At 50.5% G+C, this 16,786-nt stretch carries 13 protein-coding genes; 6 read left to right on the forward strand and 7 right to left on the reverse strand.

Going from position 1 to position 16,786, the window contains the following annotated elements; translation table 11 throughout:
- Nucleotides 1–217: 217 nt before the first annotated feature.
- A complete protein-coding gene (locus EFB08_RS07525) occupies nucleotides 218–1,195 on the reverse strand; it encodes a polyprenyl synthetase family protein (protein ID WP_123126318.1) in 978 nt (325 codons plus the stop codon).
- Nucleotides 1,196–1,301: 106 nt separating this feature from the next.
- Between EFB08_RS07525 and EFB08_RS07530 the strand changes: the two genes are divergently transcribed.
- Nucleotides 1,302–2,159, forward strand: a complete 858-nt coding sequence (locus EFB08_RS07530; RefSeq protein ID WP_123126319.1) for an alpha/beta hydrolase family protein — start codon at nucleotides 1,302–1,304, stop codon at nucleotides 2,157–2,159.
- On the forward strand, nucleotides 2,159–2,638 hold the full coding sequence (gene folK / locus EFB08_RS07535; protein WP_123126320.1) for a 2-amino-4-hydroxy-6-hydroxymethyldihydropteridine diphosphokinase: 480 nt from the start codon (nucleotides 2,159–2,161) through the stop codon (nucleotides 2,636–2,638). The genes EFB08_RS07530 and folK overlap by 1 nt, the downstream gene beginning before the upstream one ends.
- Before the next feature lie 206 nt (nucleotides 2,639–2,844).
- On the opposite strand, the gene EFB08_RS07540 is transcribed toward folK, so the two are convergent.
- The 3 genes from EFB08_RS07540 to EFB08_RS07550 all read right to left on the reverse strand — a co-directional run bounded on the left by EFB08_RS07540 (nucleotide 2,845) and on the right by EFB08_RS07550 (nucleotide 8,565).
- Complete coding sequence (locus EFB08_RS07540) at nucleotides 2,845–4,743, reverse strand: polysaccharide biosynthesis protein (protein ID WP_165864826.1); 1,899 nt, start codon at nucleotides 4,741–4,743, stop codon at nucleotides 2,845–2,847.
- Between the two features lie 51 nt (nucleotides 4,744–4,794).
- A complete protein-coding gene (gene fabD, locus EFB08_RS07545) occupies nucleotides 4,795–5,670 on the reverse strand; it encodes an ACP S-malonyltransferase (RefSeq protein WP_123126322.1) in 876 nt (291 codons plus the stop codon).
- A gap of 150 nt (nucleotides 5,671–5,820) precedes the next feature.
- The gene (locus EFB08_RS07550) at nucleotides 5,821–8,565 is read right to left on the reverse strand and encodes a T9SS type B sorting domain-containing protein (protein ID WP_123126323.1); all 2,745 of its coding nucleotides are present in this window, start codon (nucleotides 8,563–8,565) and stop codon (nucleotides 5,821–5,823) included.
- 344 nt (nucleotides 8,566–8,909) lie between these two features.
- On the opposite strand from EFB08_RS07550, the gene EFB08_RS07555 reads away from it, so the two are divergent.
- The 4 genes from EFB08_RS07555 to EFB08_RS07570 all read left to right on the forward strand — a co-directional run bounded on the left by EFB08_RS07555 (nucleotide 8,910) and on the right by EFB08_RS07570 (nucleotide 13,127).
- Nucleotides 8,910–9,599, forward strand: a complete 690-nt coding sequence (locus EFB08_RS07555; protein ID WP_123126324.1) for a succinate dehydrogenase cytochrome b subunit — start codon at nucleotides 8,910–8,912, stop codon at nucleotides 9,597–9,599.
- A gap of 12 nt (nucleotides 9,600–9,611) precedes the next feature.
- Nucleotides 9,612–11,525, forward strand: a complete 1,914-nt coding sequence (locus EFB08_RS07560; RefSeq protein ID WP_123126325.1) for a fumarate reductase/succinate dehydrogenase flavoprotein subunit — start codon at nucleotides 9,612–9,614, stop codon at nucleotides 11,523–11,525.
- A gap of 144 nt (nucleotides 11,526–11,669) precedes the next feature.
- Nucleotides 11,670–12,422 carry a succinate dehydrogenase/fumarate reductase iron-sulfur subunit gene (locus tag EFB08_RS07565; protein ID WP_123126326.1) on the forward strand — a complete coding sequence of 251 codons (753 nt, stop codon included), beginning with the start codon at nucleotides 11,670–11,672 and terminating at the stop codon, nucleotides 12,420–12,422.
- A gap of 180 nt (nucleotides 12,423–12,602) precedes the next feature.
- A complete protein-coding gene (locus EFB08_RS07570; protein ID WP_123126327.1) occupies nucleotides 12,603–13,127 on the forward strand; it encodes an NADPH-dependent FMN reductase in 525 nt (174 codons plus the stop codon).
- A 185-nt stretch (nucleotides 13,128–13,312) separates the two neighbouring features.
- Here EFB08_RS07570 and ftsZ read toward each other — a convergent pair whose 3' ends face one another.
- From ftsZ to EFB08_RS07585, 3 genes are read right to left on the reverse strand one after another with little or no spacing between them, the layout of a single operon-like run.
- The gene (gene ftsZ, locus EFB08_RS07575; protein ID WP_123126328.1) at nucleotides 13,313–14,818 is read right to left on the reverse strand and encodes a cell division protein FtsZ; all 1,506 of its coding nucleotides are present in this window, start codon (nucleotides 14,816–14,818) and stop codon (nucleotides 13,313–13,315) included.
- Between the two features lie 23 nt (nucleotides 14,819–14,841).
- Nucleotides 14,842–16,176 (reverse strand): cell division protein FtsA, encoded by a 1,335-nt coding sequence (gene ftsA, locus EFB08_RS07580; protein ID WP_123126329.1) that lies wholly within the window; start codon nucleotides 16,174–16,176, stop codon nucleotides 14,842–14,844.
- 9 nt (nucleotides 16,177–16,185) lie between these two features.
- The gene (locus tag EFB08_RS07585) at nucleotides 16,186–16,773 is read right to left on the reverse strand and encodes a cell division protein FtsQ/DivIB (RefSeq protein ID WP_227006251.1); all 588 of its coding nucleotides are present in this window, start codon (nucleotides 16,771–16,773) and stop codon (nucleotides 16,186–16,188) included.
- Nucleotides 16,774–16,786 lie beyond the last annotated feature (13 nt).

Below are 16,786 nucleotides of genomic sequence, written 5' to 3' on the forward strand. Positions count from 1 at the left end.
GAAAGGCAATTTAAATATTTATACCTTATAGAATAAACGTTTATTATCCATCTAGCAGGTGGTAATCTGTTAATAACATATGAAATAAAAAAGCTTTAATTAAATAGCTTTTTACCCAAACCATGCTATTGAATTAATAAATATACCAGCCTTATTGAATTTACTGTATAAGCTTTTAGCCTGTTTTCAAAAAAATAGCCTCTAAACAGAAGAAAGCTTATTTCTCGCGCTCAATGGTATAGCGGATGAGTTGCTCCAAAGAATCTCGGGAAGGAGAAGCAGGAAAGGTATGGAGAAGCTTTAAAGCATCGGCGTGAAGGCTGTTCATGCATCGGATGGAGTACTCCAGTCCGCCGGACTTTTTCACGAAGTCAATGACGGCGTTGATTTTATCGGCTTTGCCGTTGTTGTTTTTGACGTTGTAGATGACGCGACGCTTGGTGAGCCAGTCGGCTTGCTGCAGGGCGTAGATGAGGGGCAGCGTCATCTTCTTTTCCTTGATATCAATGCCCACGGGTTTGCCTATCTCGGCGGTGCCGTAATCAAACAAATCGTCTTTGATCTGGAAAGCCAAACCTACTTTCTCCCCGAACAGACGGGCACGTTCCACAGTCTCCGCATCGGCCCCGATGGAGGCCACACCAACGGCGCAGCAGGAAGCAATGAGCGAAGCAGTTTTCTGCCGGATGATGTCGAAGTACACGTCTTCGGTGATGTCCAGGCGGCGGGCTTTCTCCATCTGCAGCAGTTCGCCCTCGCTCATCTCCCGCACGGCGTTGCTCACGATCTTAAGGAGCCCGAAATCATCGTTGTTCAAAGAAAGCAGCAGGCCTTTGGAGAGCAGGTAATCGCCCACCAAAACGGCAATCTTGTTTTTCCAAAGGGCGTTTACCGAGAAGAAGCCACGGCGGTAATTGGAATCATCTACCACGTCATCGTGCACCAGGGTGGCGGTATGCAGCAGTTCAATGAGGGCGGCGCCGCGATACGTGGCATCGGGGATCTGCTCCTGGATGAGCTTGGCCATGAAAAACACGAACATGGGGCGCATCTGCTTCCCCTTGCGCTTCACAATGTAGCCCATGATCTTGTCCAGGAGCAAAACGTTTGATTGCATGGACTGGCGGAATTTCTTTTCGAATTCCTGCATCTCAACTGCAATCGGGGCCTGAATCTGGTCTAAGGGGCTGCTCATCTCTCGGGCGCAATATTACGAGTCGGCGCCCTCAGAAGCAAACGCTGGGTTTGGAATTCCCGTTATTCAGGTGTTACTTCGTCGGCTTTTGCAGATATTCTTTTCCATGATACAACGCGCAGACTTTTTGCTCTCCTCTCCGCACGGCCGCGACTTCGCGGTTGATGCCCGATGGCTTCAGGACGGCCATGCCAAACCCGTGGTGGTGTTCGTGCATGGCTTCAAAGGATTCAAGGACTGGGGGCACTTCAACCTGCTCGCCGACTACTTTGCCCAACATGGCTTCGTGTTCGTGAAACTGAACCTCTCTCACAACGGCGTGGAGCCTTACGGCACCGACCTCACCAACATGGAAGCCTTCGGGAACAACAACTTCTGCATTGAGCTGGACGATGTAGGTACGCTATTAGGGCATCTGAAAAACAGCCCCACCCAAATCCCCGCCGAGGAACTCAACTCTGATTATATTTTCCTTATAGGCCACAGCCGCGGGGGCGGATTAGTGCTCCTGAAAGCCGCCGAGGCCACGCATGTCTCCGGTGTAGCAACTTGGTCAGCCATCAGTGACATTGACCAACGCTGGTCACCCGAGGTCATGGACCGCTGGAAAAAGGACGGGGTTCAATACATTCTCAATAGCCGCACCGGTCAACAGATGCCCTTGTATTATCAACTAGTGGAGAATTTCCAGGCAAACCGCAGCAGGCTTGATATCCCAAAAGCAGTAGAGAAACTGAGCATGCCACTTCTCATTCTGCACGGCGAGGAAGACGAGACCTTACCGGTGCAGATGGCCCATGACCTGCACGCCTGTAACCCTTTCGCCGAGTTGTACCTGCTGCCCAAAGCCGATCATTCCTTCGGGGGAAGTCATCCCTACGCACCATCCGAGTTGCCTGAACTGGCCAAAGCGGCCGCAGACAAGACCATACAATTTTTTCAAGCAGCCCTGGACCGCCTCTAATGAATCAACTTTTCCTGCTCCTGGGGAGCAACCTGGGCGACCGTGTTTTTTATCTAACCGAAGCAGCAGACCGTTTATCGGCCCTTTTCGGGAAAACGGCTCAAAAATCGAAGCTCTACGAAACCGCCGCGTGGGGCCTGGAAGACCAACCTTCCTTCCTGAACCAGGTACTGGTATTCAATACCGGCTTTTCCCCCAGGGTGGTGCTGGCCCTTACCCAACGCATAGAACAGGAACTGGGCCGCATCAGGAAAGAACGATGGGGTGCCCGCGTAATTGACATCGATGTGCTGTTTTATGGCCAACAGGTGATCAACACCCCTGAACTGCACCTGCCCCATCCGCAACTACACCTCCGCCGTTTCACCCTGGCTCCCCTAGCAGAGGTAGCCCCCGATTTCATGCACCCGGTACTTCAGAAAACCATCATCCAATTACTGGAGGAATGCCCTGATCCCTTGGAGGTGAAACCGGTTTAATGTGCTAATTAGGTAATGTACTAATTAGCAAATTAGGACAGCGGAGCTTTCTACTGATTTGCTAATAATAGAGCAGGAATTATCCGTTGATAATAATACTACTTTCAGAAAAGTAAGGCCAAAGCAAGGTAGGTAAATTGGGGCTACTGATAAATTACAAATCAGCTAATTACCTTTAAATTAGCACATCAGCACATTAACCGACTTTACTTTCTTAAGTCGAACTTCTGATAGACCGAGTTTTGGCTTACATATTCCGGCACCAGTTGCTTCATCTTTTTGATGACGGACACATTGTTTTGTGAGCCAAACATGTCAATGAGTACCTGAATCTCCTGAAGAACGCGTTCGCTGTGCGGGGTAGGTAAATTGGCTAGCCTTATCTTGGGATGGTCAGTAACCTGAACTGATTCATTCTCGTGGAAGAGTTCCTCCTCCAGCTTTTCGCCGGGGCGGAGGCCGGTATACACCAGTTGGATGTCCTTGCCTAAAGTGAGCCCAGAGAGTTTGATCATCTTCTTGGCCAAGTCCACAATCTTGATGGAGTCGCCCATGTCAAAGATGTAGATTTCGCCACCCGAGCCCATGGAAGCGGCTTCCAACACCAACTGACAGGCCTCCCTGATAGACATAAAGAAACGGGAAATATCGGGGTGGGTAACGGTGACAGGCCCGCCCTCTTCAATCTGCTTCCGGAACCTCGGGATTACTGATCCGGTACTGCCTAATACGTTCCCGAAACGGGTGGTGATGAAGCGGGTGTGCTTGTTTCCGGAATCACGCAGATAATGGTCCAGCGCCTGCACATACATCTCACAGACCCGTTTGGAAGCCCCCATCACGCTGGTAGGGTTCACCGCTTTGTCGGTGGAAAGGAGTACGAACTTCTGCACCTGGTATTTTACTGCCAAATCGGCGAGAACTTTAGTGCCCAGTATGTTTGTGTTCAGGGATTCGGTAGGGTTTTCTTCAATCACCGGCACGTGTTTGTAGGCGGCGCAGTGAAAAACCATTTCGGGCCGGAAGTTGCGGAACATTGCTTCCATCCGGGCTTTGTTGCAGATGTCGCCCAGTACCACTTCAAAGTTCAGCTTCACGTATAGCTCGGTCAATTCCAGTTCAAGGTCATACAGCGCTGACTCGGCCTGGTCCAACAGAATGAGCTGTTTAGGCTTGAATTTGATGAGTTGCCGCACCAGTTCACTCCCAATGGAACCCGCTGCCCCGGTTACCAGTATGGTGCGGTTCTGTAGTTCATTGTGCAGTTGCGGAGAATCGATTTCAGTGGTGGGTCTGCCCAACACGTCTTCAATACGGACCTCCCTGATCTGCTTGAAACTCAATTCGCCGTTGATCCATTTATACACCGGAGGCACCACCAACACTTGCACGCCGGCGCTCAGACAAGCCTCCACCAACTGCCTTCTTCGGGCTATGGGTAGCTGCTGCACCGCAACAATGAGTAAGTCAATGTGCAGAGATGTAAGATGGTTAACAAAGTCTTCAAGCGGACGTTGAATGGGCACGCCGTTGATGATCAGGTTTTGCTTCTTATCGTCATCGTCCAGAAAAGAGACGAAATGGTAGTAGGTGCCCATGTCCTGCTGCAAGGTCCGGAGGGTAATGGTCCCTACCTCCCCTGCCCCGAAAATGGCCACGTTGACCTTGTGCGTGTTGGCGTGGTTCCACTCGTAATGCACAATCTTGGCCCAGCCCCTGAATAACGACAAGGCCAGAATACAACCCAGATAGTCTATCAGGAGGACCGATATAGGAATGAAGTTCTGGTAGCCCAGCACTTTGTTGTAAACCAACTGCGCCACCACCAGCAGAAAAGAACTTGCGGTAAGGGCGATGAACAATTTGCGAAGGTCATCCAGGCTAGTGTAGCGCAGAATACCGGCGTATGTTCTGGTATAATAAAAAGCCACTGCCCGAACCGCCAACACAATGGGCAGCATCTGGGCCACCGAAAGCTCGGTGTACTTCCTCAGGTCAAAATTGAAGCGCAGCAGGTACGCTATGAAAAAAGAAAGGGCACACAAACAGATATCAATCCCGAAGACCAGTTGCCTGGGCATTTTCTGTTTGAAGATCTGCTGCATGTGCCCCATCTGTTTTAGGTGTGCTTTCAGGAAAAGAAGGTAAAAACAGTCTTAGCTAACCTGACCTACTTCGGCGGTTTTGTCTATTTTCTTTACCAAGCCCTGTAGCACTTTGCCCGGCCCGCACTCAATGAAAATGGTGGCACCGTCAGCGATCATCTGCTGCACCGATTGGGTCCAACGTACGGGAGCGGTTAACTGCTTGATCAGGTTCTGTTGAATTTCCTTAGGATCTGTGTGCGGTTTGGCGTCCACGTTCTGGTATACAGGGCAAATGCCTTGCTTGAACTCAGTGTCCATAATGGCTTTTTCCAGTTCGGCCTCAGCCGATTTCATCAACGGCGAGTGGAACGCCCCTCCTACCGGCAGCACCAGGGCACGCTTGGCACCGGCGGCCTTCAGGCGCTCGCAGGCTTCCTCTACCCCCGCAATTGAACCTGAGATCACCAATTGGCCGGGGCAGTTGTAATTAGCCGCGACTACTACCTCGTTCACCTCTGCGCAGATTTGCTCTACTTTTTCGTCTTCCAGGCCTAAAATTGCCGCCATGGTGGAAGGCTCCTCCTCGCAGGCCGCCTGCATGGCCAGCGCTCTTTTAGACACCAACCGCAAGGCGTCTTCAAAGGCCAGTACTTTGTTGGCTACCAAAGCCGAGAACTCTCCCAGAGAGTGTCCGGCAACCATTTCCGGGGCGAAGTCCTGGGCTACGGCAGCCTGAATCACCGAATGCAGGAAAATGGCCGGCTGGGTTACCTTGGTTTCTTTTAACTGTTCGTCAGTTCCTGAGAACATGATATCGGTGATCCGGAAACCCAGGATCTCGTTGGCTCTCTCAAAAAGGTCTTTGGCGGCTTGGTGTTGCTCGTACAGGTCCTTGCCCATTCCTACAAACTGAGCGCCTTGGCCCGGAAAAACATATGCTTTCATGCGTTGCGTGTGTTGGGTGGTTTCAGCGCGTTTTCTTTAAAACAAGCTAAAAACCGGTGGTTTAAATGTAAGGGAATCGCAAAGATATAAAAATGGTACCCATTCTTGGAACAGGCACCATCCTTTAAATTGAATACGGAAAATCAGGGTTTAGTGGACGATCTCTACCCAACCTTTGAAGGTTCGCACATCGGGTTTCAGGCCGTAGAACTCCACTTCTACCTGATAGAAGTACGTGGCATCTGAGAGGGCTTTGCCGTTGTTGTCTACGCCCCGCCAGTTCAGAGCCGGGTCGCCGCTGCCTTCAAACACTTTATTACCCCATCGGTTGAACACCCTGAGGGTGGCCCGCTTGATGAATGTGGCGCCTTGTTTAGGCGTGAAGACATCGTTTCTACCGTCTCCGTTTGGAGTGAAAATGTTTGGCAGCGAGAAAACGATACAGTTGTCTTTGCAGACGATGTTGCTTTGCTCTCCCTCCACGCCATTGGCATCAGTGGCGGTGACTACGTAACAACCGGCGTAGGACACTAGATTCTGGTGCAGGTATTGGTACACTGCCTGCCCATTATTATCTATCGTGGCTAGTTTCACGAATTCACCTTCTTCGGTCTCGCGGTAATATAAAGTGTAGAAATCAATTGCATTGGCGTTACACCCTTCCGGCAAGCGCCACGTGAGGGTATTGGTGAAAGGAGGCCCGTTCGGCACGAAGTTCTCGTCACACACCAACGGATCGATCTCCAGCACTGGCACGCATAACCTAGTGAGACACACTTCCTGGCTGTTGTTCAGGATTGGATCTGGTAAGAACGGATTGTCAAAGGTTCCCCGGGTTTGTACATACACGCAGTACTCCCTGCCGGGCTGTAATGGGATTTCCTTGCTGTACGTCCCCGAAGTGGCCGTGGCCTGCACACTGTCGTACCTCACGAAGGTTCGGTCGCCGTTATCATCCAAGAAAATGACGTGGTAAAGCGGCTTGGCAGCGGTACTGGCGTTGTTCCAGGGCACATTATAGGTCCAGTTAAGCACCATGGTAGGGCCATTCGCCTGTCCGCTCAGCCGTACGCTGCTGGCTGTTGAGGAATCAACCAAAACGGTTGGGCTTCCGGTGGTTCCTGAATGGAAGAACTCTACTTTATAGGTGTAAGAGGTATCTTCGGTATTCAGGTTATTGTCGGTGAATACGGTATCGTTGAGGCTGTTGAAGGTATACCCCGTTACTGGGGCAAACGCTGCCGTAGCACTCCGATTTTGGCCTTGTACCCGCGACAGACGGTACGAAAAGGGAGCCGTGAGTTGGGCAATGTTCGCGGGCCGAGGCTTACTCCACTCTACCCGAATCTTGCCCGTAGTGGTGCTGGTTTCCACGACACTTACCTTGGTTAGGGAAATAGATTCCAGGGTGGCGCACACCTCATTAGACGCGATACTGCTGCCTCCGGCGGGTTGCGGGAATTCAGCGTAAATGCGGTAGCAATAGGTCTTGTTCCGTTCCAGTCCCTGTCCGTTGTTGTTATCCAGGAAAGTCACAACCCCAGCGCTGACTTGCCCCACCAGCGTATAACCTGCTGAGGCCGGAATACCCGTGGTACACGTATCTGGCCTGAAATCAGAGGGTCCTTCCTTGCGGTAAATGAACATGGTGGTTGCATTGGGGCAGGTATAGGGGTTCCAGTTGAGCCGGATGGAACTACTTGACTGCGGCACCGCTGAGACCAGCACCGGAGGCGGCCCAACAATGGTGATGCGCCAAGGCTGCAAATCCACCAGCTTTATGCCGGAAGGCGGCTGATCCTCGGCTCGGAACAACACCTGGTACGGAGCTCTGCGCACATCCAGGCAAGTAGTCTGCCAGTTGAAGATATGCGTGGTATCGTTGAGTTTAGGGAAAGTAGCGGGCGGAAGCATGCTCCCCACTGCCGAGATAATAACCGGGTCACGGTCTGGGTCCCTCGCCCGGATGGTATCACGCAGCAGGGTTCCGGCCACGATACAGGTATCCCGGGGAATGATCAGGACGGGCGGCCGGTTGGGGTCTTCGCGCACAAAAATCTGCATATCCCTGATCACCTGGCCAATGAGGCGGCCGTTACGCCACTCCTCCACAACAAAGGCGATGTTGAATTCCCCAAGAACTCCGGGGGTGTTCCAGGTTAACTGACCGGTATTTCGGTCTAAGGTCAGGCCGGTGGGCCTGCCATTAGAATTATCTACCCTGCCTAAAAAGTTTTCCAAGCCTCTATACCCCGGAGCGGTTCTCCCCGTGGGGTTACCGCAGGCATCGTTCGCACTGAAAACCCTTGGCTCCAGCATTTTGTAGGACAAACTATCTCCGTCTGGGTCATAGCCTCCGGGGTTGTGGATATAGATCTGATTCCGGACGGCTACATCAACGGGGTCATATTGCAAAATAGGCGATCTGTTGATTCCCAGGAAAGGATCTACCGTTAGGGTACTCTGCAGAAAGAACGTCTGCTGTACCGAGGAGGAGATATTGACTACCCCGCCATTACGGTTCTCGCCCACGAACGTCACCGTGAAAGTACCCGGACCGGAGTAAATATGTTCAAACCGATAAATATTCAGGAAGGTACCGTTCTGGTTCCCGCCAATCAAGGTCCTTGATTCTCTGGGTACGCGCTGACTGGTACAGTCTCCGAAATACAAAGTAGCTTCAAGGTCCTCAAAGGGCGGAGGGGCCACGCTGTATGTTTCAAGGGTAAAAAAGAACCGAAGAGGGTTTTTAGTGGCGGTGGTATCACTCTTTACGTATATGTTTCCGGCGCGTAAGTGCGTGGCTTGCGCAGCGGGTGAGGAAATCAACGAAAAAAGAAACAGCCCACACAGCAAAAACAGGAAGGCCCTCACTTTCTGTAAAATTAGAGGCATATAGTAGCGTTTTGCATGCAAAAACAAAGATAGAAGAATCTATAGATTGACCATGGATGATTACAACAAATGTATTGGACCATGGTTATATAGGTACAGGTTTATGGTATAACGAATTCTTAGTTGCACTGTTGTAATTCTCCTTATCTATTCCGGTTTTTAGGGATTTTTACAAAAACACTCCAAAAACAGTGACTTCTCTAATCAAAGCCCCGCATAGTAGAATATAATTTAGATTTAATCAAAATAGACAGTTCAATTGCTTGAGAATGCCGCGGCATGTACCTTTGAAGAGATTTAACCAATCCTTTACACACCTTATTTATCAACCTTAACACAACAAAATGAGTTGGTTTTCTAAAACGTTTTCCAGTACCATCGGCCGAAAACTGCTGGTGGCTGTCACTGGTCTGTTTCTCTGCTCTTTTTTGGTGGTGCACCTGGTGGGCAACCTGCAATTGTTCAAGGGTGATGGAGGAGCTTCCTTCAACATCTACTCCCATTTTATGGCCACTAATCCCATCATCCGCACCATGGAGATAGTGCTGGTGTTAGGCTTTGTGTTCCACATCTATGAGGCCCTGGTGCTCACCCGCCGTAACAAAAGCGTGAGACCTGTGCAGTATGCCTATAACCGGCCGCAGGACAATAGCAACTGGTCTTCCCGCAACATGGGCTTGTTGGGTACCGTGATCTTGGTGTTCCTGATCATCCACTTGTATAACTTCTTCTGGAGAGCCCGTTTTGGCGAACCAAACATGATTCCGATTGAAGGAACTGATTATGATGACTTGTACTCTGTGGTAGTACAGTCTTTTCACTTGTGGTGGTATGTGTTGATTTATGTGTTGGGCCAGATTGCGTTGGGTTACCACCTGTACCATGGTTTCTCCAGTGCTTTTCACACATTGGGCTTAAACCATAAGAAGTACACACCTGCTATTCAGAAGTTTGGTGCTTTCTTTTCAATTGTGGTTCCGGCTGGTTTTGCTGCTATGCCGCTTTACTTTTTCATCAAAGACGTTGTTTTGTAATAAGCGAACTCTATGATTCTAGATTCCAAGATCCCCGAAGGGCCATTGGCCGAAAAATGGGAAAAGCATAAATTCAATGTAAAGCTGGTAAACCCGGCAAATAAACGTAAATACGATGTGATTGTGGTAGGAACCGGTCTAGCCGGAGCTTCTGCCGCTGCAACCCTGGCCGAGCTTGGCTACAACGTAAAGGCATTCTGCTATCAGGACAGCCCACGTCGTGCTCACTCCATCGCCGCCCAGGGTGGTATCAACGCCGCGAAAAACTATCAGAACGACGGTGACAGCGTGTACCGCCTGTTCTATGACACCATCAAAGGTGGTGACTACCGCGCCCGCGAAGCAAACGTGTACCGTCTCGCCCAAGTGAGCGTGAACATCATTGACCAGTGCGTGGCGCAAGGGGTTCCTTTCGCCCGTGAGTACGGCGGATTGCTGGCGAACCGCTCCTTCGGGGGTGCGCAGGTAAGCCGGACCTTCTACGCCCGGGGCCAAACAGGTCAGCAGCTTTTGTTGGGTGCCTACTCTGCCCTGAACCGTCAGATTGCCTACGGCAAAGTGAAGATGTACCCACGTACAGAGATGCTGGACCTGGTAATGGTAGACGGAAAAGCCCGTGGTATTGTAACCCGCCACCTGATCACTGGTAAGATTGAATCACACAGCGCACACGCCGTGATTCTGGCTACTGGTGGTTACGGTAACGTGTTCTTCCTTTCCACCAACGCCATGGGATCAAACACCACGGCTATCTGGAGAGCCCACAAGAAAGGCGCCTTGTTCGCCAATCCTTGCTTCACCCAGATTCACCCCACCTGTATCCCAGTATCGGGTGGCTACCAGTCTAAGCTGACGCTGATGTCTGAGTCCCTCCGGAACGATGGCCGTGTTTGGGTCCCGAAAGCAGTAGGTGACAACCGTCCAGCAGACCAAATACCGGAAGACGAGCGCGACTACTTCCTGGAGCGTAAATACCCATCCTTCGGTAACCTGGTACCACGTGACGTGGCTTCCCGTAACGCCAAGCTGGCCTGCGACGAAGGACGTGGCGTAGGAACCACCAAACTGGCCGTTTACCTTGACTTCGCCGATGCCATCAAGCGCGATGGATTGAACGCCATCAGCCAGAAGTATGGTAACCTCTTCGAGATGTATGCTAAAATCACCGGAGAGAACCCGTATGAGCAACCAATGCGCATTTACCCGGCGGTGCACTACACCATGGGTGGCCTTTGGGTAGACTACAACCTGATGACTACCATCCCAGGTTTGTATGCCACCGGTGAGTGTAACTTCTCTGACCACGGCGCTAACCGCTTGGGTGCATCTGCCCTGATGCAAGGCTTGGCAGATGGTTACTTCGTGATCCCGTACACCATTGGTGACTACCTGGCGCAAAACCCAACTACCCGTATAGAAACTAGCCACCCGGCATTCAAAGAGGCAGAAGCAAAAGTACAGTCAGATGTGAACCGTCTGTTAAGTATCAACGGAACCAGAACAGTAGATGATTTCCACAAAGCTTTAGGTCTATTGATGTGGGATTACTGCGGCATGGCCCGTAACGCCGAAGGACTTCAGTACGCAAAGCAGGAAATCAGAAAATTGCGTGATGAGTTCTGGAGAGATGTGAAGATTCTTGGTGTAAACGAGGAACTGAACATTACCCTGGAGAAAGCTGGCCGCGTAGCTGACTTCCTGGAACTAGGCGAACTGATGGTAGACGACGCCCTGAACCGCAACGAGTCTTGTGGAGGTCACTTCCGTGAGGAATACCAGACTCCAGAGAACGAGGCCCTACGTGACGATGAGAACTACACCTACGTGGCCGCTTGGGAGTACACCGGTCCTAACCAACAACCAGTACTGCACAAAGAGGAGCTGAAGTTCGAGAACGTGAAGTTGACGCAGCGTAGCTACAAATAATTGAGGTGAACAATTAGAAATGAAATAGAGGAGTCTGGGGGAAGTTCTCCAAACCGAGCTCTCTCCTCTACCTAATTTCTAGTGCTTAATTCATAATTTCTAATTAGAAAGAAAATGGCTGGTAATAATCCTAACAGCAAACCAATGAACCTGACGCTGAAAGTGTGGAGACAAAAGAACTCCCAAGCGGCCGGTAACCTGGAAACATATCAAATAAAAGATATCTCCCCGGAAATGTCTTTCCTGGAGATGATGGACGTGCTGAACGAGGACTTGCTCCTGAAAGGCATTGATCCGGTGGCATTTGACCATGACTGCCGCGAAGGTATCTGCGGGATGTGCAGCTTGTACATCAACGGACGGGCCCACGGTCCTGAGCGTGGTACTACCACTTGTCAGTTGCACATGCGCAAGTTCTCTGACGGTGACACCATCACCATTGAGCCTTGGAGAGCAGGACCGTTCCCGGTACTGAAAGACCTTTGCACCGACCGTTCTGCCTTGGATAGAATTCAACAAGCGGGTGGTTACATCTCTGTGAATACCGGTGGTGTACCAGATGCGAACGAAATTCCGATTCCAAAATCCATTGCCGATAAAGCCTTTGACGCGGCAACCTGTATCCAGTGTGGTGCGTGTGTGGCTGCCTGTAAAAACGGTTCCGCCATGCTCTTTACCTCTGCTAAAGTTTCCCAGTTGGCCTTGTTGCCACAGGGGAAAGTAGAGCGCAAAACACGCGTGGAGAACATGGTAGCCCAAATGGACAAAGAAGGTTTTGGAGCCTGCACCAACATTGGCTCTTGCGCCGCTGAGTGTCCGGTGGGTATCTCCTTGGAGAACATCGCTATGCTGAACCGCGAGTACATTGGTGCTTCTTTCACGTCTGAGAACGTATAAGGTAACCCTAATCCTACAAAAAGGCGAAGCTTCTCTTAGAGGCTTCGCCTTTTATTTTGGGGCTGTTTTCCTGAAACTTGCCCTTAAATGGGAATGAGGAGCATGAACTTGTTATGCGCTCCGTAAAAGCCGTAACTTTACCCTCCCCTAAGCTGTTGTAGTTGCTTAAACAAGACCTCCATGATCCTTATCATCTCGGGAACCAACCGGCCTAATTCTATCACCCTGAAGGTGGCAACCCTGTACCAGCAACTGTTAGCCTCCAGAGGCCAAACTTCTGAAATCCTGGATCTCCAGGACCTCCCCCTTGATTTTGCATCGCCTAGTCTGTACAAGAGCGAACTCTATTCACAGGCGTTTCTCTCTCTCAGAAAACGGGTAGCTGACGTTTCCAAGATCGTGTTCATAGTGCCCGAGTACAACTGCTCCTTTCCCGGGGTGCTGAAGGCCTTTATCGATGGATTAGAGTACCCCGGAGCCTTGCGCGGAAAGAAAGGGGCACTCGTTGGCCTTTCTACCGGTGGTCAGGGCGGTAACATCGCCTTAAGTCACCTCACCGATGTCCTTCATTATTGTGGCTTACACGTTTTGGCACAGAAGCCCCGTTTCCCCTACATCCATAAGCACATGCAGGAAGGGCAATTCACCAATGCCTTGTACCGACAGTTGCTGGAAGAGCAGATTGAGGAGTTCCTGACTTTTTAGAGGTTCCGTTTTTCGCCTCTTTTCTAATAAACTGGCCCAAAGCTCTCCTTATAAGCCAATTTGACACTCAGCTCAATCTAAAAGGTGGCAGTTGATTAATCTTTGTTTACAGCATATAAACAAAAAAGAAGCCCTGAAACGCAATCCGTTTCAGGGCTTCTTTTTTGAAAACAGGGCGAAAACGCCTAGTCTACATTATCGTGCAGGAAACGGTTGTCTCCTAAAAGCTCGTTATCGTCGTTCAGGTTAAAGCGGGAAATCTTCTGCTCAGCGGAAGGTACCACATTTTCCAGTTGAACGTTTCTACGCAAGTAAGCTGGCACCTCTAGTTTCTCCTTGATAGAGGCGTCTGAATAAGTATCAGCGCTCAGTCTGCGGAGACGCTCGCGGCGTTCGTCCATTCTGTTCTGTTGCGGGTCTCTTTCCTGAATAGGTTCAGGGGTTACTACCACCTCTTCTTCGTAAGATGGAGAAACCATGCCAGTTTCAGAATCTAGGTCAAAAACGATTCGGTTGTTGTTTTCTGTTACCGGAGCTGGTTTGCGCACCGGCTCGTTCGCTACCAATTGGGTAGCAGAAGCAGGTGGCGTCACCGAGTAGGTAGTAGAGATAACCGGAGCTACTGGCTCTATAACTTCTTCAGTTACTGCCTGAGGCGCAGTCGCTCCAATGGGTCCGGCCTCAATAGACTTTTTTGGGGCTGGCAGGCTTTCAATTTCCCGCGCAAAACCCGTCGCAATCACCGTTACCCGGATGCTGGTTCCCAAAGTAGAATCAATGCCGTGGCCAAAGATCACCTCAGAGTCATCACCCGCTTTCTCCTGGATGTAATCCGTGATCTCAGTCAGTTCATCCATCTCCAGTTCAGCCTGATCACCAGACATGATGGAAAGGAGGATTTTCTGAGCACCATGAATATCTGTGTTGTTCAGCAACGGAGAAGACAGAGATTCTTCAGCGGCACGAAGAGCTCTGTTTTCGCCTTCGGTGATGGCAGAACCCATCACGGCAGCTCCAGAGTCTTTCATTACCGTCTTCACGTCTTCAAAGTCCACGTTCACCTCAGATGTTACCGTGATGATCTCAGCGATGGACTTGGCGGCGGTGGTTAAGACGTTATCTGCTTTGGCAAACGCCGCCCGGATAGGCAGGTTCCCGAACATTTCACGCAATTTGTCATTGAGGATAACCAAGACGGTATCACAGTTCTCGCTGAGTTCTTTGATCCCGTTGTCAGCAGCCGTACGTTTCTTGCGTCCTTCAAAAGCGAAAGGAGCCGTCACGATGCCTACTGTGAGGATGTCCATTTCCTTGGCCACTTTGGCAATCACCGGGGCAGCACCGGTACCGGTTCCGCCACCCATCCCTGCCGTTATGAAGACCATTTTGGTATGGGCCCCTAACAGTTCTCTGATTTCTTCCTTGCTTTCCAAGGCAGCCTGCTTGCCACGCTCCGGGTTAGCCCCAGCACCCAACCCTTCGGTCAAGGTGGTCCCGATCTGGAGTTTGTTTGGCACACTGCTGCTTTTCAACGCTTGTTCATCGGTATTGCACACCACAAACTCCACGTCCTTAATGCCTTGGTTGAACATGTGGTTCACGGCATTGCTTCCTCCCCCGCCAACACCAATTACCTTGATGATGGATTTGGAGTGTGATGGCACATCAAACTTATACGATGAAAAACTCATGTTATCTCTCCTGAAATTACGCGTTAATAGTTCTGTTGCTTATCGTCAAAATCATCGATCAGCATGCCTTTGGTGCGTTCGAAGATCTTCTTGAAGAAGTCACTTCCTCCGCCACCACTTGGTTTCTGAACTGGTTTAGCCTCATTGGTGCTCCGCACCACCGGAGTATTCGCCATCTCTGTGTAGCGGTTCACCCGCTCATCCAGGGCTTGGTAACCAGCCAGTACCAGACCAACGGTAGTTGCAAACATGGGGCTTTTCACAGAGTCTATCTTGCTCTTACCCAAATGCTCGTTCGGATAACCGATACGGGCATCAAGGCCTGTCAAGTACTCTACTAATTGCACCAGGTTCTGCAGTTGCGCACCGCCTCCGGTAATCACAACGCCTGCCGCCAGTTGATTGGCATACCCGCTTCTAACAATTTCTGAGTAAACGAGTTCAACAATTTCCTCCATTCTTGCCTCAATTATGAAAGCAAGGTTTTTCAAGGAGATCTCTTTAGGGGTCCGGTCACGCAAGCCAGGGATGGAAACGATCTCATTATCAGAGGCTTCGTCTGCAATCGCCTTCCCAAAACGCACCTTCAGTTGCTCGGCTTGGTTTTGCATCACCATGCACCCTTGTTTGATGTCTGAGGTGATGATGTTGCCCCCAAACGGAAGCACCGCGGTGTGACGGATGATGTTGTCTTTGAAAATTGCCAGGTCAGTAGTACCACCTCCAATGTCTATCAAAGCAACACCGGCCTCACGCTCTTCTTCGCTCAGCACCGACATGCATGACGCCAATGGCTCCAGAATCAGTTGATCAATCTCCAGACCGGCGCGGGTGATGCACTTGGTGATATTGTTCACCGCATTTGACTGGGCCGTGATGATGTGGAAGTTGCCCTCCAGTCGCACGCCAGACATACCAACCGGATCCATGATGCCATCTTCGTAATCCACTTTGTAGTCCTGTGGCATCACGTGAATGATCTCGCTCCCTGGAGGGGTAACCAGACGGTACATGTCATTGGTAAGACGGTTCACGTCTTCCACGGTGATCTCGCTGTCCAGGGAAGTGCGCGTGATGCTGCCGTTGTGCTGCAGACTCTTGATGTGCTGCCCGGCAATACCAACGTTCACTACCTTTATGTCAATACCAGATTGCTCCTCTGCCTGTCTTATCGCTTTACGGATGGCTTCAACGGTTTTGTCAATGTTGCTTACCATGCCCCGCACTACTCCTTCAGAAACCGCTTTCCCCAAGCCAAGGATCTCTAGCTTGCCGTATTCATTTTTCCTTCCTACCAGCGCGCAAATTTTGGTTGTTCCAATGTCTAAGCCTACAACTATTTTGTCGTTCTGCGTCATGTTATTTAACTATTCACAAATAATCTGATCCTTGTATTCTACATTCAAGCGGCTGTACTTGTCCCAGCCCACTACCGGCATCACTTCTTTGTAGAAGATGAAAAGCTTTTTAAACTTCTCGGGCACATTGACCGGTTTCCCGAACTCAATGCGCTGATCTCCTACCTGCGTCAGGAAACTCACCTTGCCGTTCTGGTCTATGTCCATCAGGGCTAACTGGGCGTTCCAAAACGCGTCTTTTTCAATGTACCGTAGCAGAGACAAATATGCGATGCCCGCCGAGTCCTGAAAAAAAGAGCTGGCCTTGGATGTCTCGACTGAGGTTGTCACAGGAATGACATGGGCCGTGTAAAGCGATGACAAAGGCAGTTGATTTCCTTCCTCATCCAGATACACGTCCTTTTCAGTGCTTAGCAACCTGGCTATGGGCCGGTTTTGCTGTATAGAGACATTGATATTTCCCTCCAGATCACGAGAGACCTCCGCCTGCCTCACAAATTTATGCGATTTAATCCGCATTTCCAGACGCTTGAGATCAATCTCCTCTTTTTTCATTCCGGTGAGCGGCTGACTTCCATTTCGGGTCAGCAGCGCCATTACTTCCGATTCA

The sequence above is a fragment of the Rufibacter latericius genome, assembly GCF_003721515.1.
In the GTDB taxonomy this organism is placed as follows: domain Bacteria; phylum Bacteroidota; class Bacteroidia; order Cytophagales; family Hymenobacteraceae; genus Nibribacter; species Nibribacter latericius.